This window comes from Pantoea sp. UBA7232, from assembly GCF_002473195.1.
In the GTDB taxonomy this organism is placed as follows: domain Bacteria; phylum Pseudomonadota; class Gammaproteobacteria; order Enterobacterales; family Enterobacteriaceae; genus Pantoea; species Pantoea eucrina.
In genome coordinates, this window is sequence record NZ_DKTK01000012.1 from 97,663 (window position 1) to 123,978 (window position 26,316).

The following is a 26,316-nucleotide window of genomic DNA, read 5'->3' on the forward strand; positions in this document are numbered from 1 at the left end:
GAAATCCCAATTATCAGCTTATTCTTAATCTGCCTGTTTACGCAGGAACGCTGGAATATCAAGATAGTCAGGCTCTTTACCGGAAGCGGCCGGCTGTTCGTTAACAACTTTCGCAGCAGGTTTCTGCTCCTGCGGCAGCGGCGCCATGCCGTGCTGCTGATAGCGGTGATCCATAACCGGTTGCGAAGCAGGTTTATTGGTCACCAGAGTGATTTCCGGACGCTTATCCATACCGATGCCGGTGGCCACGACGGTGACACGCAGCTCATCATTCATCTCTGGATCCAGTGAGGTACCGATAACCACGGTCGCATTGTCAGAAGCGAATGCGCGGATAGTATTACCGACGGTTTCAAACTCATCCAGACGCAGATCGAAGCCGGCAGTGATGTTGACCAGCACGCCACGTGCGCCAGAGAGGTCGATATCTTCCAGCAGCGGACTGGAAATTGCCATTTCAGCAGCTTCTTCAGCACGATCTTCACCGCACGCCACGCCAGAGCCCATCATGGCATAACCCATTTCTGACATCACGGTACGCACGTCTGCAAAGTCGACGTTCATCAGACCCGGACGGGTAATCAGTTCAGCAATACCCTGAACCGCACCTTTCAGTACATCGTTTGCTGCGCCAAAAGCGTCCAGCAGCGAGATACCGCGGCCCAGCACTTTGAGCAGTTTGTCATTCGGGATGGTGATCAGGGAGTCAACGTGCTTGGAGAGCTCAGCAATACCCTGCTCAGCAAACGCCATACGTTTTTTGCCTTCAAAGTTGAACGGCTTGGTCACGACAGCAACGGTCAGAATCCCGAGATCTTTAGCCACTTCAGCGACAACAGGCGCAGCACCGGTACCGGTACCGCCGCCCATACCGGCTGCGATAAACACCATGTCTGCCCCATCCAGCGCAGAACGCAGTGCTTCGCGATCTTCTTCCGCTGAGGTACGACCGACTTCCGGGTTAGCCCCTGCGCCAAGACCTTTGGTGATATTGGTCCCGATCTGGATCGTCTGGCCGACCGCTGTTTTACGTAACGCCTGAGCGTCCGTGTTTACAGCAAAGAATTCCACACCTTCGATACGCTCGCGCACCATGTGCTCTACGGCGTTGCCACCGCCACCGCCGACGCCGATGACTTTAATCACCGCGTCATTGGTTAATTCCATAGGTTCAAACATGATTTCTCTCCGTTATGTGCCTGTTCGCCTGGAGATCATAAACATTGCCAGCATGATCTCCTTTTATCAAAATTAAAACTCTTTCTTCAGCCAGCTGTTGATTCGTTTAAACCAATTGCCAACTGAAGCACGTTTTTCTGTTTCTGCGTCACCGTTCAGGTGTGACTCTTTACCATAGTGCAGCAGGCCCACCGCCGTGGAGTAGTAAGACTCCTGAGCGTAGTCGGTCAGGCCCGTAATATTCAGCGGCTGGCCGATACGCACCTGCGTATGAAACACGCGTTGTGCGCAGGCTGCCAGACCTTCAATTTGCGCCGCGCCGCCGGTTAATACAATACCGGCAGCAAGATGATGCTTCACACCCTGCTGGCGCAGCTGCTCCTGCAGTTGCAGAATCTCGTCGTTCACCAGATTCAGCAGCTCGGTGTAGCGCGGCTCAATGACTTCAGCCAGCGTCTGACGCTGCAGACTGCGCGGCGGACGTCCGCCTACGCTTGGCACTTCTACATTCTCATCTTTGCCGACAATCGATCCCAGCGCGCAGCCGTGGCGTACTTTGATCGCCTCAGCGTCAGTAGGCGGTGTACCAAATGCATAGGCGATATCGCTGGTCACAACGTTCCCGGCATAGGGGATCACCTTGGTATGACGCAGCGCGCCGCCGGTATACACCGCGATATCCATTGTACCGCCACCGATGTCGACAACACAGACGCCCAGCTCACGTTCATCTTCTGTCAGGACAGAAAAGCTGGAAGCCAGTCCGGCAAAAATCAATTGGTCAACTTTAAGTCCGCAACGTTCAACTGCTTTTACGATATTTTTCGCCATATCGTTGTGACAGGTGATTAAATGTACTTTGGCCTGCATACGGACGCCGGATAAGCCCACCGGATTCTTGATGCCTTCCTGGTAGTCAATGGCATACTCCTGCGGAATGACATGCAGAATGCGATGCTCATCACGTACGCGCACTGATTTAGCCGTATGGACAACGTTTTCCACATCATCCTGAGTCACTTCCTCTTCGGAAATCGGAACCATCCCGATTTCGTTCTGACAGCTGATGTGTTTGCCCGATAAAGCAAGGTAGACCGACGAAATCTGGCAATCCGCCATCAGTTCCGCCTGATCGATGGCGCGCTGTACGCACTTCACCACCGACTCCAGATCGTTTACGCCGCCTTTGTCCATACCCCGCGACGGGCAGCTGCCCACCCCGATAATATTGACCATACCATCAGGCAGAATTTCTCCAACCAGGGCGGCAACCTTCGCGGTGCCAATTTCAAGTCCTACTACCAGTTTTCTGTCCGTTGCCTTGATCATTATGGTTTAGCCTGTGCCTGGTTCTGTTGCTGATTACTGTCCTGTGGCTCAATCGGTGCCGGAACCCAGCCTACTGCGGCGCCAGAGTCATAGCGTAGATCAACATAATCAACACGCTTGCTTTCATTCTGGCCCTGCAGCTGCAGCTCCGGATAGAGCTCAATAAAACGGTTCAGACGCTTCATGGTATCGCTCCGTCCCAGTTCGATGCGGATATCGTCCCCGGTGACCAGCTGCCATGAGCGACGCGCCGTCATCGACGCGACCTTCAGGGTAAACTTGCTGGCCTGGAGCACATCCCGCAGGGAGTGATAACCCGCCAGCACCTCTTTTTCACTGCCTTCCGGTCCATAGAGCATCGGCAGATTCTCTTTGCCGACATGACTGGCCGGAACGCTGAAGGAGACGCCATCGGCATCTACCATGTGCGAGTCGTTCCAGCGTGCAACCGGAACATACTCCACCAGATTTATCTTCAGCTCATCAGGCCACTGCTTGCGCACGCTGACCTGTTTAATCCAGGGTAATCGTTCAATCTGTTGCTGAATGATATCCACATTCTGCGACATAAAGGTCCCCGGGGCGCCCAGTGACAGAATCGCCTGGCGAATATCATCATGCGTGGTGTAGTGGGTTTGCCCCGTTACGACCAGCTTTGATAGCGGCAGACGTGAAGCGTCATTCATCCACTTCAGGACCACCAGGCCACCGGCTATCATGGTGCCCAGCACCAGCAGCAGAAACACAATGCCAAACAGCCGTGCGCCGTTGCTGCGCCCGGTGCGGGCTCGCTCCTGAGGTTCGCGGTTGCGTACGCGTAGCGCTGCCTGAGACATATCAGTCAGCCAGCGCCAGGATACGCGTTACCAGCTGCGGAAAGCTGTAACCCGCCTGCCGTGCCGCCATCGGAACCAGACTATGGCTGGTCATGCCCGGCGACGTATTGACCTCCAGCAGCTGAAAACGGCCTTCGCTATCGGTCATGACATCCACGCGTCCCCAGCCACTGCAGCCCAGCGACTGCCAGGCAGCCAGCACCAGCTTTTGCAGTTCAGCTTCTTTTTCTGCACTCAGACCGCTGGGACAGAAGTACTGAGTATCGTCAGAAATGTATTTTGCTTCATAGTCATAGAAAGCGCTGGCTGTTTTAATTTTAATGGATGGCAGGATTTCTTCCCCGACAATTGCCACGGTATACTCATCACCGCTTAAAAAAGCTTCAATCAGTACATCGTTGTCGTGGCGAAACGCTTCATCCAGTGCCGCTGGCAGATCGTCAGCGCGCTCAACCCGGCTGATGCCTACGCTGGAGCCTTCACAGCTCGGCTTAACAAACAGCGGTAAACTCAGCGCGTCAATAGCGGTAGCGGTCTGCGCATCGATTCCCTGCTGATACTGCTCCCGGGTCAGCCAGATAAACTTGCCTGACGGCAGTCCCCTGCCCTGCCACAGTAGCTTGCTGCGCAATTTATCCATGGTGATAGCAGAGGCCATCACGCCGCTGCCCGTGTAGGGTAGCTGCATAAAGTCCAGCACGCCCTGCAGCGTACCATCCTCACCACCGCGCCCGTGCAGCGCAATAAAGACTTTGTTAAACCCCTGCTCTTTGAGCGTCAGCACCGATACATCACGAGTATCCACACCGTGCGCATCAACGCCCATTTCCTGCAGGCCAGCCAGCACTGCGCTGCCTGAATTCAGTGACACCTCGCGCTCTGCTGAGGTGCCGCCCATTAATACGGCGACTTTATCAGCCATGACGCGCCTCCTGGTTCGGTGCAGCCTGCAGCTGACTTTCAGCCAGCCGGCGCGCGATTTTGCCGATGTTGCCTGCGCCCTGCACAATCACTAAATCGTCACCTGACAGCAGGGGAGCCAGCGCATCCGGCAGGGCGTCATGCTCAGTCACCAGAATCGGATCGACTTTGCCGCGACTGCGGATTGCCCGGCAGAGCGAACGGCTGTCGGCACCCGGAATCGGTGCCTCTCCGGCCGGATAGACCTCCAGCATCAGCAATACATCCACCTGGGAGAGCACGCTGGCGAAATCGTCAAACAGATCGCGGGTGCGGGTATAGCGATGCGGCTGGAACACCATCATCAGCTTTTTATCCGGCCAGCCGGCGCGCGCTGCCTTGATCGTGACATCCACTTCGGTCGGATGATGACCATAGTCGTCAACCAGCATCGCGCTGCCCGGCTTGCCGTTTACGGCAGCAGTATCAAACTCACCCAGCACGTCAAAGCGGCGACCAGTGCCCTGGAAACTCTCAAGCGCCGCGAGAATGGCCGCATCCTCAATGCCTTCCTCACTGGCGACCGCTACGGCTGCCGCCGCGTTAAGGGCGTTATGGCGGCCTGGCGCATTCAGAGTAACCTGCAGCAGCGGTTTATCATGCCGGCGCAGGGTAAAATGCCCCTGCGCACCGCGCTGCTCATAGTTCTCTACCCGTACGTCCGCATCGTCGCTAAAGCCGTAGGTGGTAATCTGGCGACCCACGCGCGGGATCAGGTCGCGGATCACGACATCATCCACACAGAGCACCGCGCGACCGTAGAACGGCAGATTGTGCAGGAAATTGATAAAGGTCTGTTTCAGGTTCTCAAAATCGCCCTGATAGGTATCCATGTGATCCGCTTCGATGTTGGTCACAATGGCGACCATCGGCTGCAGATGCAGGAAAGAGGCGTCGCTCTCATCCGCCTCAGCAATCAGGTAGCGGCTGGTACCCAGCCGCGCATGCGTGCCTGCTGCTTTTACCAGGCCGCCGTTCACAAAGGTCGGATCCAGGCCACCTTCCGCGTAGATACTGGTGACCATGGCGGTGGTGGTGGTTTTACCGTGCGTACCGGCAATGGCGATGCCGTGGCGGAAACGCATCAGCTCGGCCAGCATCTCTGCGCGGCGGATCACCGGAATACGCTGCTCGCGCGCCGCCACCAGCTCGGGATTATCCTGCGCCACCGCGGTTGACACCACGACCACGCTCGCGTCGGTGACGTTCTCCGGACGATGGTTAAAATAGATAGTCGCCCCCAGCGAAGCAAGATGCTGGGTCACCGCGTTGGGCGCCAGATCGGATCCGCTGATGTGATATCCTTCATTCGCCAACACTTCGGCAATACCGCCCATGCCGGCACCGCCGATGCCAACAAAGTGGATGTGCCGGACGCGTCGCATCTCGGGCACAATTGAACGCAGTTTTGCCAGTTGTTGTGTATTCATCGCTCTCTGTTACCTGTTTTCCTGTTCGCACCCGCATACGGATGCAGGCCTATTCATCAGGCCCGAAAATTTACTTTGCAGCGCGCGCCACTTCACGGGCAACGCGTTCGGTGGCATCCGGGATCGCAACCTGACGGGCCTGTTCAGCCATGGTCAGCAGCGTCGCGCGGTCCCACTGGCGCAGCGTCTCCGCCACCCCTTCCGCAGTAAACTGCGGCTGCTCAAAAATTCTGGCCGCGCCCGCGTTTTCCAGCGGCAGCGCATTCCAGTATTGCTGGCGATCTTTATGCTGAAACGGCACGAAAATAGCCGGCAGACCTGCCGCAGCAATTTCGCTCACCGTCAGCGCACCTGAGCGACATACCACTACGTCCGCCCAGGCGTAGGCAGCGGCCATATCGTCAATAAATTCTGTGACCTTATGCTGCGGCTGACCTGCAGCCTGGTACGCCTGCTGCACTATCGCCTGGCCGCCTCTGCCGGTCTGATGCCAGAGGGTAATGGCGTCGCCCAGTTCGGCGGCGACCTGAGGCAGCGTCTGGTTCAGGATCCGGGCGCCCTGACTGCCGCCAACGACCAGCACCCGCAGCGGACCGCTGCGATCGCGCAGGCGTTCAGCCGGCGACGGCAGCGCCAGCACATCGGTGCGCACCGGGTTGCCGACAATATCGGCTGCAGGGAACGCCCCGGGAAACGCCTGCATCACTTTGGTGGCAATTTTTGCCAGCCACTTATTGGTGAGTCCGGCGATACCGTTCTGTTCGTGGAGCACGACCGGGATACCGCAGCTCCATGCCGCCAGACCACCCGGCCCGGAGACATAGCCGCCCATGCCCAGTACCACGTCGGGCTGCCACTGTTTCATGATGCGGCGCGCCTGACGCCAGGCGTTGAAAATACGTACCGGGGCCAGCAGCAGCGCTTTGATCCCTTTGCCGCGCAGTCCGCTGATGCGGATGAAGTCGATCTCAATACCGTGTTTCGGCACCAGATCCGCTTCCATCCGGTCAGCCGTTCCCAGCCAGCGTACCTGCCAGCCCTGCTCCATCAGATGATGTGCCACTGCCAGACCAGGAAACACATGTCCGCCGGTTCCGCCAGCCATGACCATCAGCCGTTTGCTACTCATCGGGCACCTCGGGTAAACGCCTGCGCTTTCGCCAGGCGCGTTTCATAATCGATACGCAGTAAAAATACGATGGCGGTCGACATAATAATCAGACTCGATCCCCCGTAGCTGATCAGCGGCAGCGTCAGGCCTTTTGTCGGCAGCATACCGGCTGCCGCGCCGACGTTAACCAGTGCCTGGAAGCTAAACCAGACGCCAATTGAGCAGGCGAGAAAGCCGGAAAAACGCTGGTCCAGCTCAAGGGCGCGACGGCCAATCGACATCGCGCGAAAAGCGACGAAGAATACCATTAACAGGGCTAAAACCACACCGACATAACCGAGCTCCTCACCTATTATCGAGAAGATAAAATCGGTGTGCGCCTCCGGCAGATACTCCAGCTTTTGCACTGAGTTACCCAGCCCCTGCCCCCAGAATTCACCGCGGCCAAACGCCATCAGCGACTGCGTCAGCTGATAGCCGCTGCCAAACGGATCTTCCCACGGATTCCAGAACGAGGTGACGCGGCGCATACGATAGGGTTCGGCGATAATCAGCAGCACCACGGCAAAGATACCGGAGCCGATGATCGCAAGGAATTGCCACAGTTTGGCCCCCGCGAGAAACAGCATCGCCAGCGTGGTCACAAACAGCACAACCACCGTCCCGAGGTCCGGCTGCGCCAGCAGCAGTACGGCGAGGATCACCATAACGCCCATCGGCTTACAGAATCCCCAGAAGTTGTTACGCACCTCTTCCACTTTGCGCACCAGATAGCTGGCGAGATAGCAGAACAGCGAGAGCTTTGAGAGTTCCGCCGGCTGGATACGCAGCGGCCCCAGCGCAATCCAGCGCGATGCCCCGTTCACCGAGCTGCCCACGACCAGCACAATCAGCAGCATCAGCACGGACGCCACCAGCATGGCGTTGCTGTAGCGCTGCCAGAAATCCATCGGAATACGCAGGGTGACCAGCGCCATACCGAGAGCCAGCAGGATGTAAAACGCGTCGCGCTTGGCAAAATAGAAGGGATCGTCGTTCAGACGCTGTCCTACCGGCATGGAGGCGGACGTCACCATCACAAACCCGATAATAGCCAGACCAAACGTCAGCCATAAGAGCGTGCGATCGTAAAGCACCACCGGTGCGTCGTCGCCATCGCGTGCGCCCATAACCCAGTCGCGCAGACGCACGGACAGGAAACTGGCAATAGCGGTTCCGGGTATACGCATCAGCCAGACTCCTTCGCCAGTTGCGCGAAGAGATCGCCGCGCTGCTCAAAATTACGAAACTGATCGAGACTGGCACAGGCGGGAGAAAGCAGCACCATGTCACCAGACTGAGCCGCCGTTGCAATCTGTGCGACCGCCTGCTGCAGCGTTTCGGTACGTGTCGCGACCTCTGGCCGCAGCGCGGCCAGCGCATCGCCATCGCGGCCATAACAGAACAGGCGGATATTATCGCCCTGCAGATAACGCGCCAGCGGTGAGAAATCCGCGCCTTTGCCGTCGCCGCCGAGCAGCAGCCAGAGCGTGCCCGCTACCTGTAATCCCTGCAGCGCCGCTTCGGTACTGCCAACGTTGGTGGCTTTGGAATCGTTGACCCAGCGCACTCCGCGCGCTTCATGTACTAGCTGGAAGCGGTGCGGCAGACCGCTATAGGTCGTCAGCGCTTTCAGGCTCGACGCGCGCGGGATAGCCACTGCATCTGCCAGCGCCAGCGCAGCCAGCGCGTTAGTGTAGTTGTGCTGCCCCACCAGCTTCATCTCAGCGGTGTTCAGGATCTTTTCACCCTGGGCGCGCAGCCAGGTACTGCCCTGCTGCCGGGTCAGATGATAATCGCCCAGGTCGACACCAAAGCTGATACAGCGCCGATCGGCGCCGCGCACTGGCATAGTCATGCCATCATCGGCATTAACGACACAAATCGCCGCGTTTTCATAAATACGTAACTTGGCGGCGCGATACTGCTGTATGCCCAGCGGATAGCGATCCATATGATCTTCCGTCACGTTGAGGATCGTGGCAGCCGCCGCTTTCAGACTGTGTGTGGTTTCCAGCTGAAAGCTGGAGAGCTCCAGCACATAGAGCTGCGCAGGCGATTTCAGCAGCGTCAGCGCCGGCAAGCCGATGTTGCCGCCCACGCCCACTGCCCAGCCTGCTGCGCGGGCCATTTCGCCCACCAGCGTAGTGACCGTGCTTTTACCGTTGGAGCCGGTGATGGCCACAACCGGCGCCTGCGCTTCGCGGCAGAAAAGCTCAATATCCCCCACGATCTCAATACCAGCGTCCGCTGCTTCGCTCAGCGCCGGGTGCGCCAGCGCAATGCCGGGGCTGGCGACAATCAGATCGGCGGCCAGTAGCCAGTCGCTGTTGATACTGCCGGTATGACACGCTACCTGCTCCGGCAGCTTATCCAGGCCTGGCGGTGAGAGACGGGTATCCATGACGCGTGGCGTAACGCCCTGCCCCAGGAAGAAATCGACACAGGAGAGGCCGGTAATACCCAGCCCGATAATGACAACGTTTCTGCCCCGATAGTCAGCCATGATTAACGCACCTTCAGCGTAGCCAGGCCAATCAGCACCAGCATCAGCGAAATAATCCAGAAGCGCACGATAACGCGCGGTTCCGGCCAGCCCTTGAGTTCATAGTGATGATGAATAGGCGCCATGCGGAAAATACGCTGGCCGCGCAGTTTAAAGGAGCCGACCTGCAGGATCACCGACAGCGTTTCAACCACAAATACGCCACCCATAATCACCAGCAGAAACTCCTGACGCAGCAGCACCGCCAGCGTGCCCAGCGCGCCGCCCAGCGCCAGTGACCCGACGTCACCCATGAAAACCTGTGCCGGATAGGTGTTAAACCACAGGAACCCGAGCCCGGCCCCGACAATCGCGGTGCAGACAATAACCAGCTCACCCGCGTGACGCAGATAGGGGATATGCAGATATTCAGCAAACTTCACGTTGCCGGTTGCCCAGGCGACCAGCGCAAAACCGGCAGCGACAAACACCGTTGGCATAATTGCCAGGCCATCAAGACCATCGGTAAGGTTCACGGCGTTGCCGGTGCCCACAATGACAAAGTAGGCCAGCACCACATAAAATAGACCCAGCTGCGGCATCACATCTTTAAAGAAGGGCACCACCAGCTGCGTGGCAGGCGTATCTTTGCCAGCCACAAACAGCGCAAATGCCACGCCGAGTGAGATCACCGACATCCAGAAATATTTCCAGCGCGCGATAAGCCCTTTGGTATCTTTACGCACCACTTTACGGTAATCGTCAACAAAGCCAATGGCGCCAAAGCCGAGCAGTACCACCAGTACACACCAGACATAGGGATTGGAAGGGTAAGCCCACATCAGTACGGAGATGGTGATTGATGTCAGGATCATGATGCCGCCCATGGTCGGCGTGCCGCGTTTGCTAAAGTGCGACTCCGGGCCATCATTACGTACCACCTGGCCAATCTGCAGCTTCTGCAGCCAGGCGATCAGGCGCGGTCCCATCCATAATGAGATAAACAGAGCGGTCAGCAGGCTGACAATGGCGCGAAACGTCAGATAGGAAAAGACGTTAAAACCGGAATAAAATGCGACCAGATGTTCGGCCAGCCAGACTAGCATGTTCCTTTCTCCTTCAGTCCCTGTACTACCTGCTCCATGGCGGCACTACGTGAACCTTTAACTAAAATAGTGATCTCAGGATGCTGCGCGAGCAGCGCCTGCAGATGGGCGATTAGCGCGGCTTTGCTGGCAAAATGCTGGCCTCTGCCGCTGCTGTCGCTGATAAAGTGGCTGAGCTGACCGGTGCTGAGCACGGCATCCACGCCGGCAGCCTGTGCTGCGGCGCCCACCTGACGGTGGCACGCTTCCGCTTCCTCGCCCAGCTCGCCCATATCGCCTACCACCATAACGCGGAAGCCGGGCATCTCACCCAGCACCTGCGCGGCGGCCGTCATCGAACCCACGTTTGCGTTATAACTGTCATCCAGCAGCAACTGTGTCGCCGAGAGACGCACCGGGAAGAGGCGTCCCGGCACCGGCTGCAGCATTTTCAGGCCAGACTGGATGGCGGTCAGCGGTGCGTCGACCGACAGGGCCAGTGCCGCGGCGGCCAGCGCGTTGGCAATATTATGGCGGCCCGGCAGCGGCAGTTCGATAGCGATATCTCCGCGCGGCGTGTGCAGCGTAAAGCAGGTCACGTCAGGCCGCAGTACGATATCGCTGGCGCGAAACTCCGCATCAGTCAGCGGCTGCGGCGAAAAGTGCCACAGCGTTCTGCCGGCAAAATAGGGCTGCCAGTTAGCGAGATCGTGACTGTCGGCGTTTACAATCGCCGTGCCGTGCAGCGGTAAACCGGCAAAGATTTCGCCTTTGGCTTTCGCCACGCCTGCCAGTGATCCAAAACCTTCGAGATGCGCCGCTGCAAGATTGTTGACCAGCGCGGTCTCCGGCTGTACCAGCGCCGTGGTGTAGGCTATTTCGCCCTGGTGATTAGCACCAAGCTCAATCACCGCATACTGATGTGCCGCGGTCAGACGCAGCAGCGTCATCGGCACGCCGTAGTCGTTATTCAGGTTACCGGCGGTGTAGAGCGTTTCGCCACACTGGCGTAAAATCGCCGCCGTCATCTCTTTCACTGAGGTTTTACCCGATGAGCCGGTCAGCGCCACGACGCGCGCGGTCGACTGCTGACGTACCCAGGCACCAAGCTGGCCGAACGCAATGCGCGTATCAGCCACCACCACCTGCGGCAGCGCAACCGGTAACTGCCGGCTCACCAGCAGCGCCTGCGCCCCGCTGTTCATCGCCTGCTCAGCAAAGTCGTGCGCGTCAAAACGCTCACCCACCAGCGCCACAAACAGGCAGCCTGCGGTGACTTTACGGGTATCGGTCGTGACTTCATGCAGGGTCGCATCGCTGCCGTGCAGCGTACCGCCGCTGATGTCAGCCAGCGTTTGCAGCGTAATCGGGATCATGCCATTACTCCCAGCAGTCGGGCGACGGTGTCGCGGTCCGAGTAATCGAGACGACGATTGCCGATAATCTGATAATCTTCATGTCCCTTGCCGGCGACCAGCACGATATCTTCAGCTTTTGCCTGCATCACGGCGCTGGTCACCGCCTGCGCCCGGCCAGGCACGACGCGTGCGCGACCCGGATCGAGCAGTCCGGTCAGAATATCGTCCACAATCGCGGCGGGATCTTCGCTGCGCGGATTGTCATCGGTGATCACCACCACGTCAGCAAACTGTTCAGCAATCGCCCCCATCAGCGGACGTTTGCCTTTGTCGCGGTCGCCGCCGCAGCCGAATACGCACCAGAGCTGGCCCTTACAGTGAAGGCGCGCCGCTTCCAGCGCTTTCTCCAGCGCATCCGGGGTGTGCGCGTAATCCACCACAACGGTGGCTTTGCCCGCTGCACTGAAGACTTCCATGCGTCCGCATACCGGCTGCAGGTCTGCAGCGGTTGCCACTAAACTCTCCAGCGGATAGTCCATCGTCAGCAGCGTAGCCAGCGCCAGCAGCAGATTGCTGACGTTAAAGGCGCCCATCAGGCGGCTGTCAAAAGAGCCATCTCCCCAGCTGGAGCTGAAGCGCACGCGTGCGCCACCGTCGTGATACGCGACTTCAGTGGCATGGAGCCAGCGCCCGTGCCAGCCGGATGGCAGGTTGTTTGCCATGGTTACCGCGACCGCATCGGGCAGCTGCTGCAGCCAGCGATAGCCGGTCTCATCATCAGCGTTGATGATTGCGTCACCGATCTGATGTTCAGAAAAGAGCAGCCACTTGGCTGACTCATAGCTTTGCATGTCACCGTGGTAGTCGAGATGGTCGCGGCTCAGATTGGTAAATACCGCCGCAGCAAACGGCAATGCCGCCACGCGGTGCTGTACCAGGCCATGCGACGAGACCTCCATCGCTGCCAGGGTTGCGCCCTGCCCCACTAAGTCGTGCAGGATATGCTGAACCTCAACGGCCGAGCCGGTGGTGTTCTCTGCTGGCAGCAGCTGGCCATACAGGCCGTTACCCACGGTACCCATCACCGCGCCCGTTTCGCCCAGCAGGTTAGCCCACTGCGCAATCAGCTGGGTGGTGGTGGTCTTGCCATTCGTCCCGGTAACGCCTGCCAGCTTCAGCTTGCTGCCCGGCTGCTGATAAAAGCGTCCAGCCAGCGCGGAGAGGCGCTGCGGCAGCTGCGCCAGATAGATCACCGGCACGCCGTGCAGTTCACGGATATCGCCGTCACTGGCCTCGCCTTCCGCTTCGGCAATCACGGCGGCAACGCCCTGCGCAATGGCCTGCAGGATAAAGCGCCGGCCATCAGCATGATGGCCCGCTACGGCGATAAACAGATCGCCGGCCGCCGCCGCGCGGCTGTCCAGCGTCATGTCACGAAGGGGACGCGCCGGCGCGCCGGCCACCCAGGGGGCCAGTAAATCGCGCAGGTTACGATCTGTCACTTGATGCCTCACTTCTGTTCTTCACTAATTCGTTTTTATCCACGACAGGCAGTGCGTCCGGCTCAATATTCATGGTGCGCAATACGCCGCCCATGATGGCGCCAAACACCGGCGCAGAGACTGCACCGCCATAATATTTACCGGCCTGCGGATCGTTAATCACCACGACCAGCGCAAAACGCGGCTGGCTGGCTGGTGCCACACCGGCGGTGTAGGCGATATACTTATTGACGTAGCGGCCGTCGGGACCGACCTTTTTCGCGGTGCCGGTTTTAATCGCAATGCGATATCCTTTGATAGCGGCTTTTACCCCACCGCCGCCGGGCAGCGCCACGCTCTCCATCATATGCATTACCGTTCTGACCAGGTTCTCCGGAAAGACACGCTCACCCGCAACCGGCGGATCCACTTTGGTAATGGAGAGAGGACGATTGATACCGTAGCTGCCAATCGTTGCGTAGACTCGCGCTAACTGTAACGGCGTTACCATTAGCCCGTAGCCGAAAGAGAAGGTGGCCCTCTCTATGTCAGACCACCGTTGTTTTTGAGGGTATAAGCCACTGCTTTCCCCGACCAGCCCCAAATTGGTCGGTTTACCCAGTCCAAAGCGCGCGTAAGTATCTACCAGCGCTGAGGAGGGCATCGCTAACGCCAGACGTGAAACCCCGACGTTACTCGACTTCTGTAAGACCCCGGTCAGGGTCAGTTCGTTATAGCGCGCCACATCTTTGATCTCATGACCGTTTACGCGGTATGGCACGGTGTTCAGTACGCTGTTCTCTTTCACCACCCCACGCTGCAGCGCAGTCATCACCACCATGGGCTTCACCGTTGAGCCCGGCTCAAAAATGTCGGTGATGGCGCGGTTACGCATGACATCTTTTGGCGTATTGCTGAGGTTATTCGGGTTGTAGGCAGGGCTGTTTGCCATTGCCAGGACTTCGCCCGTGCTGACATCAACCAGCACCGCCGTACCCGACTCTGCTTTGTTAAAGGCGACCGCATTGTTGAGTTCGCGATAGACCAGCGCCTGCAGCCGCTCATCAATACTCAGCGTCAGATTGTGTGCGGCACGGCTGTCGACCGACGAGATATCTTCAATGACGCGCCCGAAGCGATCTTTACGCACCGTACGCTCGCCTGGCGCGCCCGTCAGCCATTTGTCGAAGCTTTTCTCAATCCCTTCGATGCCCTGTCCGTCAATGTTGGTGAAACCAATCAGATGCGCGGTGACCTGACCGGCCGGATAGTAGCGGCGCGACTCCTGGCGCAGATAAATACCCGGCAGCTTCAGTTTTTTCACATAGTCGCCAATGGCCGGATTAACCTGACGCGCCAGATAGATAAAGCGTCCTTTGGGGTTGGCGTTGATGCGCGCGGCCAGCTGATCCAGCGGGATCGACAGCGCATCTGAGAGCGCTTTCCAGCGGCTATCAAGGGTGACGCCGCCGTGACCAATCAGCTCTTTAGGATCGGCCCAGATAGCATTAACCGGTACGCTGACCGCCAGCGGACGCCCGGCGCGGTCGCTGATCATGCCGCGCGCCGTCGGCACTTCCTGCACGCGCAGCGAGCGCAGATCGCCCTCTTTAACCAGCCGATCGGGCTTGATCACCTGCAGCCAGGCGACGCGCGACAGCAGCCCGCCCAGCGCGAGTAAAATACAGCCGCACAGCAAAGCAAAACGCCAGCTTACAAAGCTGGCCTTATCTTCCTGTTTTTTTAACTTCAGCGTTTTGCCTGCGCCGCTCATTGAGGTCTGCGATTCCTTATTTCTGCACCACAATATTTTCCTGAGAAGGATCAACGTGCCGCAGCTGCAGCTTATCGGTTGCGATCCGCTCTACCCGGCTGTGATCGCCAAGCGCGTTCTCTTCCAGAATCAGGTTGCGCCATTCGATATCCAGCGCATCGCGCTCCAGCACCAGCTGTTCACGCTGCGCCGTTAGCAGGCGCGTTTTGTGCGTTGTGGTCACGACCAGTACCGAAGAGACCAGTACGGCAATCAGCAACAACACCGGGATCTTGCCAAAGCGCAGCAGGTCTCCGCCGATGACGCCGGGGAGACTGTGCCGCTCATTGCCAATCATGGCGCGGTCCTTTCAGCAATACGCAGCACCGAGCTGCGCGCGCGCGGGTTTTCCCGCACCTCTGCTTCGCCCGGAATGAGCTTGCCCAGCGTTTTCAGCTCGCGTCCGCCCAGCGCTTTCAGCTGGCTTTCCGTCATCGGAATTCCCGCCGGAACCTGCGGACCACGGCTTTGATCGCGCATAAAACGCTTCACCAGGCGATCTTCAAGAGAGTGGAAGCTGATGATGGATAAACGGCCACCCGGAGCCAGAACAGAAAGCGCGCCTTTGAGTGCGGTATCAATCTCTTCCAGCTCACTGTTGATCCAGATACGAATAGCCTGAAAGCTGCGCGTCGCCGGGTGCTTAAATTTATCTTTTACCGGCGTCGCGGCGGCAATGACTTCAGCCAGCTCTTTTGTGCGCGTCATCGGCTGCTCCCGATTGCGCTCTGTAATGGCGCGTGCAATGCGCTTCGCGAAACGCTCTTCGCCGTATGTTTTCAGCACAAAGGCGATATCAGCTTCTTCTGCCTGCAGCAGCCATTCAGCGGCAGAGTGACCCCGCGTGGGGTCCATGCGCATGTCCAGCGGCCCGTCGCGCATAAACGAAAAGCCGCGCTCGGCGTCGTCCAGCTGCGGTGAGGAGACGCCCAGATCCAGCAGGACGCCACTGATTTTCCCGGTCAGCCCGCGCGCGTCGACATAGTCTGCCAGCGCTGAGAAAGGACCGTGCACAATAGAAAAGCGCGGATCGTTAATCTCAGCGGCGGCCGCAATTGCCTGCGGATCGCGATCGATGGCCAGCAGCTGTCCATTTTCGCCAAGCTGCGAAAGGATCAGGCGTGAGTGGCCACCGCGACCAAAGGTGCCGTCAATGTAAATGCCGTCTTCCCTGATATTAAGGCCGTTTACCGCCTCATCCAGCAGCACCGTGGTATGTTTAAAATTTTCCTGCATAGCTATAGCGATAAGTCCTGCAACCGCTCAGATAGAGGTTCCTGAGCTGAATGTTCTGCGTCAATATCATCCCTGACTTGTTGATACCAGGTCTGTTCATCCCACAATTCAAACTTGTTGAACTGCCCAACCAGCATCACTTCTTTTTTCAGTCCCGCATGCTGCCTTAAGGTATTTGCCAGCAGCAGCCGGCCTGCACTATCCATCTGGCATTCGCTGGCATGTCCGAGCAGCAGACGCTGTACGCGTCGCTCTGCCGGATTCATACTGGATAAGCGAGCCAGTTTTTTCTCAATAATTTCCCATTCGGGCAGGGTATAAAGCAGCAGGCAAGGCTGATGCAGGTCGATAGTAGAGACCATCTGACCCTGAGACTCTGCGAGCAGTAATTCGCGATAGCGCACCGGAACCGCTAACCGCCCTTTACTGTCGAGATTGACTAACGTTGCCCCGCGGAACATGCCAGCCTGACTCCTCAGCTACCGTTTTCACCACTTTATCCCACTTTTTACCACGAAACGAGTTTACGGAGCCGATGAAAACATTGTCAAGCCGCAACGGCAGGTGAATATCACTCTTTACATCCCGGAAAAATAAGCGGAAAGCGAAATAAAAAAGCGTGCGGAATGGCAAAGCAAAATTAAACCGATGAATAACAGTATAAAAATATCTGCTTACTTCAGACATGATTAAATTTGATTCAGATTTGGCTTAAGTACAGCAGCGCAGGGTTATGCGACAGCGGCGGCATTTTAGGGGATTTCTGAACGGAAGCCCAGCGCAAGCGCCTGCTGGCAGGGATTAAAAATGACTAACTTTTATCCAGCAGGATTAAATTGCTCGCTGTTTTGTGAAAATTAATGGCTGTTATTTACGCTTTTTTACGTCAGATAATTAATTGCCCGCCAGATAGTGAATAAATGGCGGGCATCATCGCGTCCGCTAACTCATTTTGTCAGGCGGCTTAACTGGCCACGATGAAATAAGTTACGGCGAATGCGCGTTAATCCGGGTTTGGGTTTGCGCGGCTCATCAAGAGACGCCAGCACCAGTTCCAGAACCCGCTCTGCAACGTCGCGATGACGCTGTCCCACCGCCAGTACCGGACAATCAAGGAAATCGAGTAATTCGTGATCGCCAAACGTGGCGATCGCCAGATCTTTTGGCAGCCGCCCTTCTCGTTTCAGCGTGACATCCATTACGCCCTGCAGCAGACCAAATGATGTGGTAAAAAGCGCATCAGGCATGGGATTTTCGTCCAGATAACGCTCAAACAGGGCAGCGGCGGCCGCGCGATCAAAACTGTTGCAGTAGAGGTAACTGACTGAACGCTCATCATCCTGCCAGGCTTCGCGGAAGCCCATTTCACGCAGAAAACTCACGGAAAGCTCCGGTAGCGCGCCCATAAACAGTACGTTTTTCACCGGGAGCTGACGCAATTCAGCCGCCAGCGCGCGCGCATCATCCTGATCGGCACCGACAACGCTGGTAAAGTGCTCACGATCCAGCGCGCGATCCAGCGCGACAATCGGCAGCGGATCGTTTATCCAGCGCTGGTAGAACGGGTGCTCCGGCGGCAGCGAAGTGGAGACGATGATTGCATCGACCTGACGCTGCAGCAGATGCTCGATACAGCGCATCTCGTTATCAGGCTGATCTTCTGAACAGGCGATAAGCAGCTGATAGCCGCGCTGGCGCGCCTGACGCTCCAGATAATTAGCAATACGCGTATAGCTGGTGTTTTCGAGATCGGGGATCACCAGTCCGATAGAGCGCGTGCGCCCTGCACGCAGGCCGGCAGCGACCGCATTGGGGTGGTAGTTATACTCGCGTACCACCGCCATCACTTTCTCAACCGTTTTGTCGCTGACACGATACTGCCGCGCTTTACCATTGATCACATAGCTGGCGGTGGTACGCGAGACGCCGGCCAGACGCGCAATTTCATCCAGTTTCACGATAACACCTTCATGTCGATAAGCCAGAGCTGGCGGAGATATCCGCAACGTAGCTGTGGATAAAATCTTTGTTACATCTAACCGCAGAAAACCGGCCTGAGCAACCGCTTTTCATCAGCAAACAAAGCTGGCGCATAAAATAAAAAAACCCGGCATTACGCCGGGTTAGAGTAAAGTGCAGTGATAACAGAGCGGGATTAACGCATGATGCGCTCGCCGCGTGATACGCCAACGATACCTGAACGTGCCACCTCAACAATCTCTGCTACTTCGCGTACGCTGTTGAGAAACGCATCCAGCTTGTCGCTGGTGCCTGCCAGCTGAACCGTGTAAAGCGTCGGTGTGACATCAACAATCTGTCCGCGAAAAATCTCCGCGCTGCGTTTCACTTCTTCACGGCCATAGCCGCTGGCCTGAATTTTGACCAGCATGATCTCACGCTCAACGTAAGCGCCCTGCCCCAGTTCAGTGACGCGCAGTACATCCACCAGCTTATGCAGCTGCTTCTCAATCTGCTCAATCACTTTTTCATCGCCCACGGTCTGAATGGTCATGCGCGACAGAGTAGGATCGTCGGTGGGCGCAACGGTCAGGCTCTCGATGTTGTAACCGCGCTGGGAGAAAAGTCCGACCACGCGGGATAATGCGCCCGACTCATTCTCCAGCAGCACCGATAGAATACGACGCATAATTAAGTCCTCTCCGTCTTGCTCAACCACATTTCATCCATTGAGCCGCCCCGAATCTGCATCGGATAGACGTGCTCGCTGCCATCAACGGTGACATCCACAAACACCAGTCGCCCTTTTGCCAGCGTATCCAGCGCCAGCTGCAGCTTCTCTTCCAGCTCGGCCGGATGCTGGATAGCGATGCCGACATGGCCATACGCCTCAGCCAGGCGGACAAAATCGGGCAGCGACTCCATATAGGATTGTGAATGGCGTCCGGAATAGATCATATCCTGCCACTGTTTCACCATGCCGAGGAAACGGTTGTTCAGATTGAGCACCAGTACGGGCAGATCGTACTGCAGCGCTGTCGATAGCTCCTGAATGTTCATCTGGATACTGCCATCACCGGTGACACAGATCACCGTCTCTTCCGGCAGCGCCATCTTCACGCCCAGCGCAGCCGGCAGGCCAAAGCCCATGGTGCCAAGGCCACCGGAGTTGATCCAGCGACGCGGCTTGTCAAACGGGTAATAGAGTGCAGCAAACATCTGATGCTGTCCGACATCAGAGGTCACGTAAGCCTCGCCGCCCGTCAGACGCGCGATTGTCTCTATCACCGCCTGCGGTTTAATCTTATCGCTGTTGCGATTGAACTCCAGACACTTACGGCTGCGCCAGGTTTCAATGTTCTGCCACCAGTCGCGCAGGCTGTCGTGCTGCTGCTGCGTGTCGCTCTGCGCCAGCAGCTCCAGCATCTGCACCAGCGTCTGTTTGGCATCGCCAACGATCGGAATATCTGCGCTGACCGTTTTTGAAATAGACGTCGGATCCACATCAATGTGCATGATGGTGGCATTCGGGCAATATTTTGCCAGATTGTTGGTGGTGCGATCGTCAAAGCGGACGCCGATGCCGAAGATCAAATCGGCGTTGTGCATCGTCATGTTGGCTTCATACGTACCGTGCATGCCCAGCATACCGACGCACTGACGGTGCGTGCCAGGAAACGCGCCCAGCCCCATCAGCGAGGTGGTTACCGGGATGTTAAGCTGCTCAGCCAGCTGGCGCAGTTCCGCTTCGCATCCTGACGTGATCGCCCCGCCACCGGCATAAATGACCGGCTTATGCGCACCCAAGAGCGTCTGCAGTGCGCGCTTAATCTGACCTTTATGGCCCTGCAGGGTCGGATTATAAGAGCGCATGCTGACGCTTTCCGGCCAGGCATACGGCAGTTTATTCGCCGGATTCAGGATATCTTTAGGCAGATCGATGACTACCGGGCCGGGACGCCCGCTGGCCGCCAGCCAGAAGGCCTTCTTAAGCACCGTAGGGATCTCTTCTGTGCTTTTTACCAGGAAGCTGTGTTTGACCACCGGCCGGGAGATACCGACCATATCGCACTCCTGAAACGCATCATAGCCAATCAGCGATGAGGGCACCTGACCTGACAGGATCACCAGTGGAATCGAATCCATATAGGCGGTTGCGATACCGGTGATGGCATTCGTCGCCCCCGGTCCAGACGTCACCAGCACCACGCCAACTTCGCCGGTTGCCCGTGCCAGACCATCTGCCATATGCACTGCGCCCTGTTCGTGACGCACCAGTACATGGTCAATTCCACCGACCGTCTGCAGCGCATCATAGATATCGAGCACTGCTCCGCCCGGATAACCGAATACCTGTTTTACGCCCTGATCGATCAACGAACGGACGACCATTTCGGCTCCTGACAACATCTCCATTTTCTGCCTCCAGGCGTCAGAAACAGCCGCGACGGGCAGCGCTGTCCAGCGCACGGTGTCGCATCTGTTCCCTTATCGCCAATTAAGATCAAAATCTTATGTTTATGCTCAGAAGAAGGAATTCATTTCCGCCTTCCAGATATCGGGAATCTACCTGAATGAATTCTTTTGAGAGTAGGACGATTACCATAACCGCAGAGCCTGCGGGCTGCAAACCGCCAGGCCCTGCGACGCGCGTTCCCGGACAAGTAAGCCTCTGATGTGCCGGGTCAGGGTACGATGAATAAACTGATCGGCAGGCATAAATTCAGAGGAATATGCTGGTCTGAAGATTATTTTCAGCGAGTTGTAAGAAATATATTTTTGTTATCGCCTGTTGCATCAGCCCACAATGTTTTTAACTTCTTTCTTTGCCGTGTGATTAACGTCAAAAATTGCCAGAGGCATTATATTATTCTGCCTTGCAGCCTGAGATTTGTATTTTCACCTGCCTCACACATTAAAATATAACAATAAAATCAATAATTTAATCAAAATAATCGCTTTATGATAGCGTACATTACATCTGCCCCTGCGATGCAGCACGCTATTTTTTTCGCGATCCTCCACAGGCGTCAATATTTCCAGCAGATCGCGCTTTTAGCGTAAGTAAAATAGCCCCTGATGCAGGGTTGACATCACATCGCTAATCCAGTACCAATATGTACAGCACACATTTTATGGGGTCTGATTCATGTTTCGTTCTTTCCGCCTACTCGGTCTACTACTAAACGCATCCAGTTTGCGCGGTAGACTCGTGGGCGAAATCAACAACTGATTCCAACCCGCTGAAAGTTAAAAACCCGCGCCACTGCGCGGGTTTTTTTATGCTCGTTGCACCGGCGAAGTTAATGCAAAAGGAAGATAACCATGAGCCAGCAAGTTATTATTTTCGATACCACTCTGCGCGACGGTGAGCAGGCATTACAGGCCAGCCTGAGTGTTAAAGAAAAATTGCAGATCGCCCTGGCGCTGGAAAGAATGGGCGTGGACGTAATGGAAGTGGGTTTCCCGGTCTCTTCTCCCGGTGATTTTGAATCGGTACAGACTATTGCGCGTACGATCAAAAACAGCCGCGTCTGCGGGCTGGCGCGCTGTGTCGAAAAAGATATCGATGCCGCTTACGAATCACTGCGCGTTGCCGACGCGTTCCGTATTCACACCTTTATCGCTACCTCACCGATGCATATTGCAACTAAGCTGCGCAGCACGCTGCCGGAAGTGATTGAGCGCGCGGTGCACATGGTAAAACGCGCACGTAACTACACCGATGATGTGGAGTTCTCCTGTGAAGATGGCGGGCGCACGCCGATTGACGATCTCTGCCGCATGGTTGAAGCCGCCATCAGCGCCGGTGCTACCACCATTAATATTCCCGATACCGTTGGCTATACCCTGCCTGGCGAATACGCCAATATTATCGGGCAGCTGGTTAACCGCGTGCCTAACATCGACAAAGCGATTCTGTCAGTGCACACCCATGATGATTTAGGCATGGCAACCGGCAACGCTATTGCTGCGGTACTGGCGGGCGCGCGTCAGGTTGAAGGCACGCTGAATGGTCTGGGCGAGCGCGCCGGTAACTGCGCGCTGGAAGAGGTGATCATGGCGATCAAAACCCGCCAGCAGATCATGAACGTTCACACCGCTATCAACCACCAGGAGATCTACCGCACCAGCCAGATTGTCAGCCAGATCTGCAACATGCCAATTCCGGCGAACAAAGCGGTGGTCGGCTCAAATGCGTTTGCGCACTCCTCCGGCATTCATCAGGATGGCGTGCTGAAAAACCGTGAAAACTACGAAATTCTGACGCCTGAATCGATCGGCCTGCACAAAATTCAGCTGAACCTCACCTCCCGCTCCGGACGCGCGGCGGTAAAACATCGTATGGAAGAGATGGGCTATAAAGAGGCTGACTACAACCTCGACGCGCTGTATGACGCCTTCCTGAAGCTGGCCGATAAGAAAGGTCAGGTGTTTGACTACGATCTGGAAGCGCTCGCCTTTATCAACAAACAGCATGAAGAGCCGGAATTTTTCCAGCTCAACGAATTCAACGTGCAGACCGGCTCCAGCGTCACGGCAACCGCTTCAGTCCAGCTCGGCTATGGTGAAGAGACCAAAGCGGATGCGGCCACCGGCAACGGTCCGGTTGACGCGGTCTATCAGGCGATCAACCGCATTACCGGCTTTGACGCCGAGCTGGTGAACTACAAGCTGACGGCGAAAGGTCACGGCGAAAATGCCCTGGGCCAGGTGGATATCGTAGTGAACTACAACGGACGCAAGTTCCACGGCGTAGGTCTCGCTACCGATATCGTTGAATCCTCTGCCAAAGCGATGATCAACGCACTGAACAACATCTGGCGAGCCCGACAGGTCGAAAAAGAACTGCAGCGTAAATTTAAAGAACAGAAGGAAACGGTGTAACTATGACTCACTCATATCATATTGCGGTCATGCCTGGCGACGGAATCGGCCCGGAAGTGATGGCGCAGGCGATGAAAGTGCTCGACGCGGTTCGCACCCGCTTTGGCATGCGTATCACCACCAGCGAATATGATGTTGGCGGTATCGCCATCGATCGTCACGGTGAACCACTGCCGCCTGCGACCGTAGCCGGGGCTGAGCAGGCAGACGCGATTCTGTTTGGCTCCGTTGGCGGCCCGAAGTGGGAGCATCTGCCGCCGGCTGGCCAGCCGGAGCGCGGGGCGCTGCTGCCGCTGCGCAAGCATTTCAGACTGTTCAGCAATCTGCGCCCTGCCGCGCTCTATAAAGGTCTTGAAGCATTTTGCCCGCTGCGCAGCGATATCGCGGCGCGCGGTTTTGATATTCTCTGCGTACGTGAGCTCACCGGCGGCATCTACTTTGGTCAGCCAAAAGGACGCGAAGGCAGCGGTGCACACGAGCGGGCATTCGATACCGAGGTTTACCACCGCTTTGAGATTGAGCGCATTGCACGTAACGCCTTTGAAGCCGCACGCAAGCGCCGGGGTCATGTCACCTCCATCGACAAAGCTAACGTGCTGCAAAGTTCGGTGATGTGGCGTGAAATCGTGAATGAAGTGGCAAAAGCGTATCCTGACGTGCAGCTGGCGCATATGTATATCGACAATGCCACCATGCAGCTGATCAAAGACCCCTCGCAGTTTGATGTCCTGCTCTGCTCCAACCTGTTTGGCGACATTCTCTCTGATGAGTGCGCCATGATCACCGGGTCGATGGGCATGCTGCCGTCAGCCAGCCTGAACGAAGAGGGTTTTGGCCTGTTTGAACCCGCTGGCGGCTCTGCGCCGGATATCGCCGGACAAAATATCGCTAACCCGATTGCCCAGATTCTGTCGCTGTCGATGCTGCTGCGCTTCAGCCTGAACGCCGCCGACGCGGCGAATGCTATCGAACAGGCGGTCAGCCAGGCGCTGGAAGCGGGCCATCGCACCCGCGATCTGGCGGGCGACGGCCCTGCTGTCAGTACGGATGAAATGGGTAGCCTCATCGCGGGCTTCATTGCCGGAGAAAAATAAAAATGAAAAGCTTATACCAGAAGTTATTTGACGCACATGTCGTTCACGAAGCGCCCGATGAAACGCCGCTGCTCTATATTGACCGTCACCTGATCCACGAAGTGACCTCCCCGCAGGCGTTCGACGGCCTGCGCGCGCACGGCCGTAAAGTGCGTCAGCCGGAAAAAACCTTTGCCACCATGGATCACAACGTTTCAACCCAGACGAAAGATATCAATGCGTCGGGTGAAATGGCGCGGATTCAGATGCAGGAACTGATGAAGAACTGCGATGAGTTCGGCATTCAGCTCTACGACCTGAACCATCCCTTCCAGGGCATCGTACACGTGATCGGGCCGGAACAGGGCATGACCCTGCCGGGTATGACCATCGTCTGCGGCGACTCACATACCGCCACGCACGGCGCCTTTGGTTCCCTGGCGTTTGGTATCGGCACTTCGGAAGTTGAGCATGTGTTTGCCACTCAGACGCTGAAGCAGGGTCGGGCGAAAACCATGAAAATCAATGTGTCGGGCGCCGCTGCGCCGGGCATTACGGCGAAAGATATCGTGCTGGCGATCATCGGTAAAACCGGCAGCGCCGGCGGCACTGGCTATGTGGTGGAGTTCTGCGGCCCGGCGATTGAAGCGCTGAGCATGGAAGGCCGCATGACGCTGTGCAATATGGCGATTGAGATGGGCGCGAAAGCGGGCCTGGTGGCGCCGGATGACACTACGTTCGCCTACCTGAAAGATAAACAGTTTGCGCCGAAAGGCGACGACTGGGAGCAGGCCGTGGCCTACTGGCGCACGCTGAAGTCAGATCCGGACGCAGCGTTTGATAGCGTGGTGACGCTGAACGCCGCCGATATTGCCCCGCAGGTCACCTGGGGCACCAATCCGGGTCAGGTGATGGCGGTGGATCAGGCGATACCCGATCCCGCCTCGTTTGCCGATCCGGTTGAGCGCGCCTCCGCTGAAAAAGCGCTGGCTTACATGAACCTGCAACCGGGCGTGAAGCTGACCGACGTGGCTATCGATAAAGTCTTTATTGGCTCCTGCACTAACTCACGCATTGAGGATCTGCGCGCTGCCGCAGCGATTGCCAAAGGGCGTAAAGTGGCACCCGGCGTGGTCGCGATGGTCGTGCCGGGTTCCGGCCCGGTTAAAGCGCAGGCGGAAGCGGAAGGTCTGGATAAAATCTTTCTTGAGGCGGGTTTTGAGTGGCGTCTGCCGGGCTGCTCTATGTGTCTTGCCATGAACAACGATCGCCTGAATCCGGGCGAGCGCTGCGCCTCGACCAGCAACCGCAACTTTGAAGGCCGTCAGGGCCGTGGCGGCCGTACGCACCTGGTCAGCCCGGCGATGGCTGCCGCCGCAGCGGTCTCCGGCCGTTTTGCCGATATTCGTGAACTGACTCAGGGAGCTTAAGCGATGGCGACTAAATTTACGCAGCACACCGGTATTGTCGCGCCACTGGATGCGGCCAACGTGGATACCGATGCCATTATTCCAAAGCAGTTTCTGCAGAAGGTCACCCGCACCGGCTTCGGTGCCCACCTGTTTCACGACTGGCGTTTTGACGATGATGCCGGCACACAGCCTACCGCCAGCTTTGTGCTTAACAAGCCTGAGTTTGCCGGTGCCAGCATTCTGCTGGCGCGCGAGAACTTCGGCTGCGGCTCCTCCCGTGAGCACGCCCCCTGGGCGCTGACCGACTTCGGTTTCCATGTCGTCATTGCGCCAAGCTTTGCCGATATCTTTTACGGCAACAGCTTTAACAATCAGCTGCTGCCGGTGCGACTGAGCGAAGAGGATGTTGACGCACTGTTCCGGCTGGTTGACGCCAGTCCGGGCATGCGCTTTACGGTGGATCTGGAAGCACAGACGGTCACGGCAGGCGACAAAACCTATACGTTTGAGATCGATAGCTTCCGCCGCCACTGTATGATTAACGGTCTGGACAGTATCGGCCTGACGCTGCAGCATGAAGAGTCGATCGCGCGCTACGAGCAGCAGCAGCCCGCTTTCCTGCGATAATGATTAAACGCCGCTA

23 protein-coding genes are annotated in these 26,316 nt (G+C 57.1%); 5 read left to right on the forward strand and 18 right to left on the reverse strand.

Going from position 1 to position 26,316, the window contains the following annotated elements:
- Nucleotides 1–24: 24 nt before the first annotated feature.
- The 18 genes from ftsZ to ilvI all read right to left on the reverse strand — a co-directional run bounded on the left by ftsZ (nucleotide 25) and on the right by ilvI (nucleotide 20,716).
- Nucleotides 25–1,179, reverse strand: coding sequence for a cell division protein FtsZ (ftsZ, locus tag B4056_RS12535; RefSeq protein WP_039382590.1), 1,155 nt, complete (start codon nucleotides 1,177–1,179; stop codon nucleotides 25–27).
- A gap of 72 nt (nucleotides 1,180–1,251) precedes the next feature.
- On the reverse strand, nucleotides 1,252–2,508 hold the full coding sequence (ftsA, locus tag B4056_RS12540; protein WP_039382588.1) for a cell division protein FtsA: 1,257 nt from the start codon (nucleotides 2,506–2,508) through the stop codon (nucleotides 1,252–1,254).
- Nucleotides 2,508–3,344 carry a cell division protein FtsQ gene (ftsQ, locus tag B4056_RS12545; protein WP_071669074.1) on the reverse strand — a complete coding sequence of 279 codons (837 nt, stop codon included), beginning with the start codon at nucleotides 3,342–3,344 and terminating at the stop codon, nucleotides 2,508–2,510. The genes ftsA and ftsQ overlap by 1 nt, the downstream gene beginning before the upstream one ends.
- A gap of 1 nt (nucleotide 3,345) precedes the next feature.
- Complete coding sequence (locus B4056_RS12550) at nucleotides 3,346–4,266, reverse strand: D-alanine--D-alanine ligase (protein WP_039382584.1); 921 nt, start codon at nucleotides 4,264–4,266, stop codon at nucleotides 3,346–3,348.
- Nucleotides 4,259–5,734, reverse strand: coding sequence for a UDP-N-acetylmuramate--L-alanine ligase (murC, locus tag B4056_RS12555; protein ID WP_039382582.1), 1,476 nt, complete (start codon nucleotides 5,732–5,734; stop codon nucleotides 4,259–4,261). The genes B4056_RS12550 and murC overlap by 8 nt, the downstream gene beginning before the upstream one ends.
- A gap of 70 nt (nucleotides 5,735–5,804) precedes the next feature.
- On the reverse strand, nucleotides 5,805–6,863 hold the full coding sequence (murG, locus tag B4056_RS12560) for an undecaprenyldiphospho-muramoylpentapeptide beta-N-acetylglucosaminyltransferase (protein WP_039382580.1): 1,059 nt from the start codon (nucleotides 6,861–6,863) through the stop codon (nucleotides 5,805–5,807).
- The gene (gene ftsW, locus B4056_RS12565) at nucleotides 6,860–8,074 is read right to left on the reverse strand and encodes a cell division protein FtsW (RefSeq protein ID WP_039382578.1); all 1,215 of its coding nucleotides are present in this window, start codon (nucleotides 8,072–8,074) and stop codon (nucleotides 6,860–6,862) included. The genes murG and ftsW overlap by 4 nt, the downstream gene beginning before the upstream one ends.
- A complete protein-coding gene (gene murD / locus B4056_RS12570; RefSeq protein WP_288654900.1) occupies nucleotides 8,074–9,390 on the reverse strand; it encodes a UDP-N-acetylmuramoyl-L-alanine--D-glutamate ligase in 1,317 nt (438 codons plus the stop codon). Before murD ends, ftsW begins: the two co-directional genes overlap by 1 nt.
- 2 nt (nucleotides 9,391–9,392) lie before the next feature.
- A complete protein-coding gene (gene mraY / locus B4056_RS12575; RefSeq protein ID WP_039382574.1) occupies nucleotides 9,393–10,475 on the reverse strand; it encodes a phospho-N-acetylmuramoyl-pentapeptide-transferase in 1,083 nt (360 codons plus the stop codon).
- Nucleotides 10,469–11,830 carry a UDP-N-acetylmuramoyl-tripeptide--D-alanyl-D-alanine ligase gene (gene murF / locus B4056_RS12580; RefSeq protein WP_039382572.1) on the reverse strand — a complete coding sequence of 454 codons (1,362 nt, stop codon included), beginning with the start codon at nucleotides 11,828–11,830 and terminating at the stop codon, nucleotides 10,469–10,471. The genes mraY and murF overlap by 7 nt, the downstream gene beginning before the upstream one ends.
- The gene (gene murE / locus B4056_RS12585) at nucleotides 11,827–13,314 is read right to left on the reverse strand and encodes a UDP-N-acetylmuramoyl-L-alanyl-D-glutamate--2,6-diaminopimelate ligase (RefSeq protein ID WP_288654902.1); all 1,488 of its coding nucleotides are present in this window, start codon (nucleotides 13,312–13,314) and stop codon (nucleotides 11,827–11,829) included. Before murE ends, murF begins: the two co-directional genes overlap by 4 nt.
- Entirely contained in the window at nucleotides 13,301–15,067 is a 1,767-nt protein-coding gene (locus B4056_RS12590) for a peptidoglycan glycosyltransferase FtsI (RefSeq protein ID WP_039382568.1), read from the reverse strand. The genes murE and B4056_RS12590 overlap by 14 nt, the downstream gene beginning before the upstream one ends.
- A gap of 16 nt (nucleotides 15,068–15,083) precedes the next feature.
- Entirely contained in the window at nucleotides 15,084–15,404 is a 321-nt protein-coding gene (gene ftsL, locus B4056_RS12595) for a cell division protein FtsL (protein ID WP_039382567.1), read from the reverse strand.
- Nucleotides 15,401–16,342, reverse strand: coding sequence for a 16S rRNA (cytosine(1402)-N(4))-methyltransferase RsmH (gene rsmH / locus B4056_RS12600; RefSeq protein WP_039382565.1), 942 nt, complete (start codon nucleotides 16,340–16,342; stop codon nucleotides 15,401–15,403). The genes ftsL and rsmH overlap by 4 nt, the downstream gene beginning before the upstream one ends.
- Before the next feature lie 2 nt (nucleotides 16,343–16,344).
- Nucleotides 16,345–16,803, reverse strand: a complete 459-nt coding sequence (mraZ, locus tag B4056_RS12605; RefSeq protein ID WP_039382563.1) for a division/cell wall cluster transcriptional repressor MraZ — start codon at nucleotides 16,801–16,803, stop codon at nucleotides 16,345–16,347.
- A 486-nt stretch (nucleotides 16,804–17,289) separates the two neighbouring features.
- Entirely contained in the window at nucleotides 17,290–18,300 is a 1,011-nt protein-coding gene (gene cra / locus B4056_RS12610) for a catabolite repressor/activator (protein ID WP_039382560.1), read from the reverse strand.
- 197 nt (nucleotides 18,301–18,497) lie between these two features.
- Entirely contained in the window at nucleotides 18,498–18,989 is a 492-nt protein-coding gene (gene ilvN / locus B4056_RS12615; RefSeq protein WP_039382558.1) for an acetolactate synthase small subunit, read from the reverse strand.
- A 2-nt stretch (nucleotides 18,990–18,991) separates the two neighbouring features.
- The gene (gene ilvI, locus B4056_RS12620) at nucleotides 18,992–20,716 is read right to left on the reverse strand and encodes an acetolactate synthase 3 large subunit (RefSeq protein ID WP_094110732.1); all 1,725 of its coding nucleotides are present in this window, start codon (nucleotides 20,714–20,716) and stop codon (nucleotides 18,992–18,994) included.
- A gap of 733 nt (nucleotides 20,717–21,449) precedes the next feature.
- Here ilvI and leuL point away from each other — a divergent pair.
- The 5 genes from leuL to leuD all read left to right on the forward strand — a co-directional run bounded on the left by leuL (nucleotide 21,450) and on the right by leuD (nucleotide 26,300).
- Nucleotides 21,450–21,533: a leu operon leader peptide gene (leuL, locus tag B4056_RS17045; RefSeq protein WP_108569992.1), complete on the forward strand. Its 84-nt coding sequence runs from the start codon at nucleotides 21,450–21,452 to the stop codon at nucleotides 21,531–21,533.
- A 92-nt stretch (nucleotides 21,534–21,625) separates the two neighbouring features.
- A complete protein-coding gene (gene leuA / locus B4056_RS12625; RefSeq protein WP_039382552.1) occupies nucleotides 21,626–23,188 on the forward strand; it encodes a 2-isopropylmalate synthase in 1,563 nt (520 codons plus the stop codon).
- A gap of 2 nt (nucleotides 23,189–23,190) precedes the next feature.
- Nucleotides 23,191–24,282: a 3-isopropylmalate dehydrogenase gene (gene leuB / locus B4056_RS12630; RefSeq protein ID WP_039382550.1), complete on the forward strand. Its 1,092-nt coding sequence runs from the start codon at nucleotides 23,191–23,193 to the stop codon at nucleotides 24,280–24,282.
- A 2-nt stretch (nucleotides 24,283–24,284) separates the two neighbouring features.
- Complete coding sequence (leuC, locus tag B4056_RS12635; RefSeq protein WP_108569991.1) at nucleotides 24,285–25,691, forward strand: 3-isopropylmalate dehydratase large subunit; 1,407 nt, start codon at nucleotides 24,285–24,287, stop codon at nucleotides 25,689–25,691.
- A 3-nt stretch (nucleotides 25,692–25,694) separates the two neighbouring features.
- The gene (leuD, locus tag B4056_RS12640; protein ID WP_071669078.1) at nucleotides 25,695–26,300 is read left to right on the forward strand and encodes a 3-isopropylmalate dehydratase small subunit; all 606 of its coding nucleotides are present in this window, start codon (nucleotides 25,695–25,697) and stop codon (nucleotides 26,298–26,300) included.
- Nucleotides 26,301–26,316: the final 16 nt, after the last annotated feature.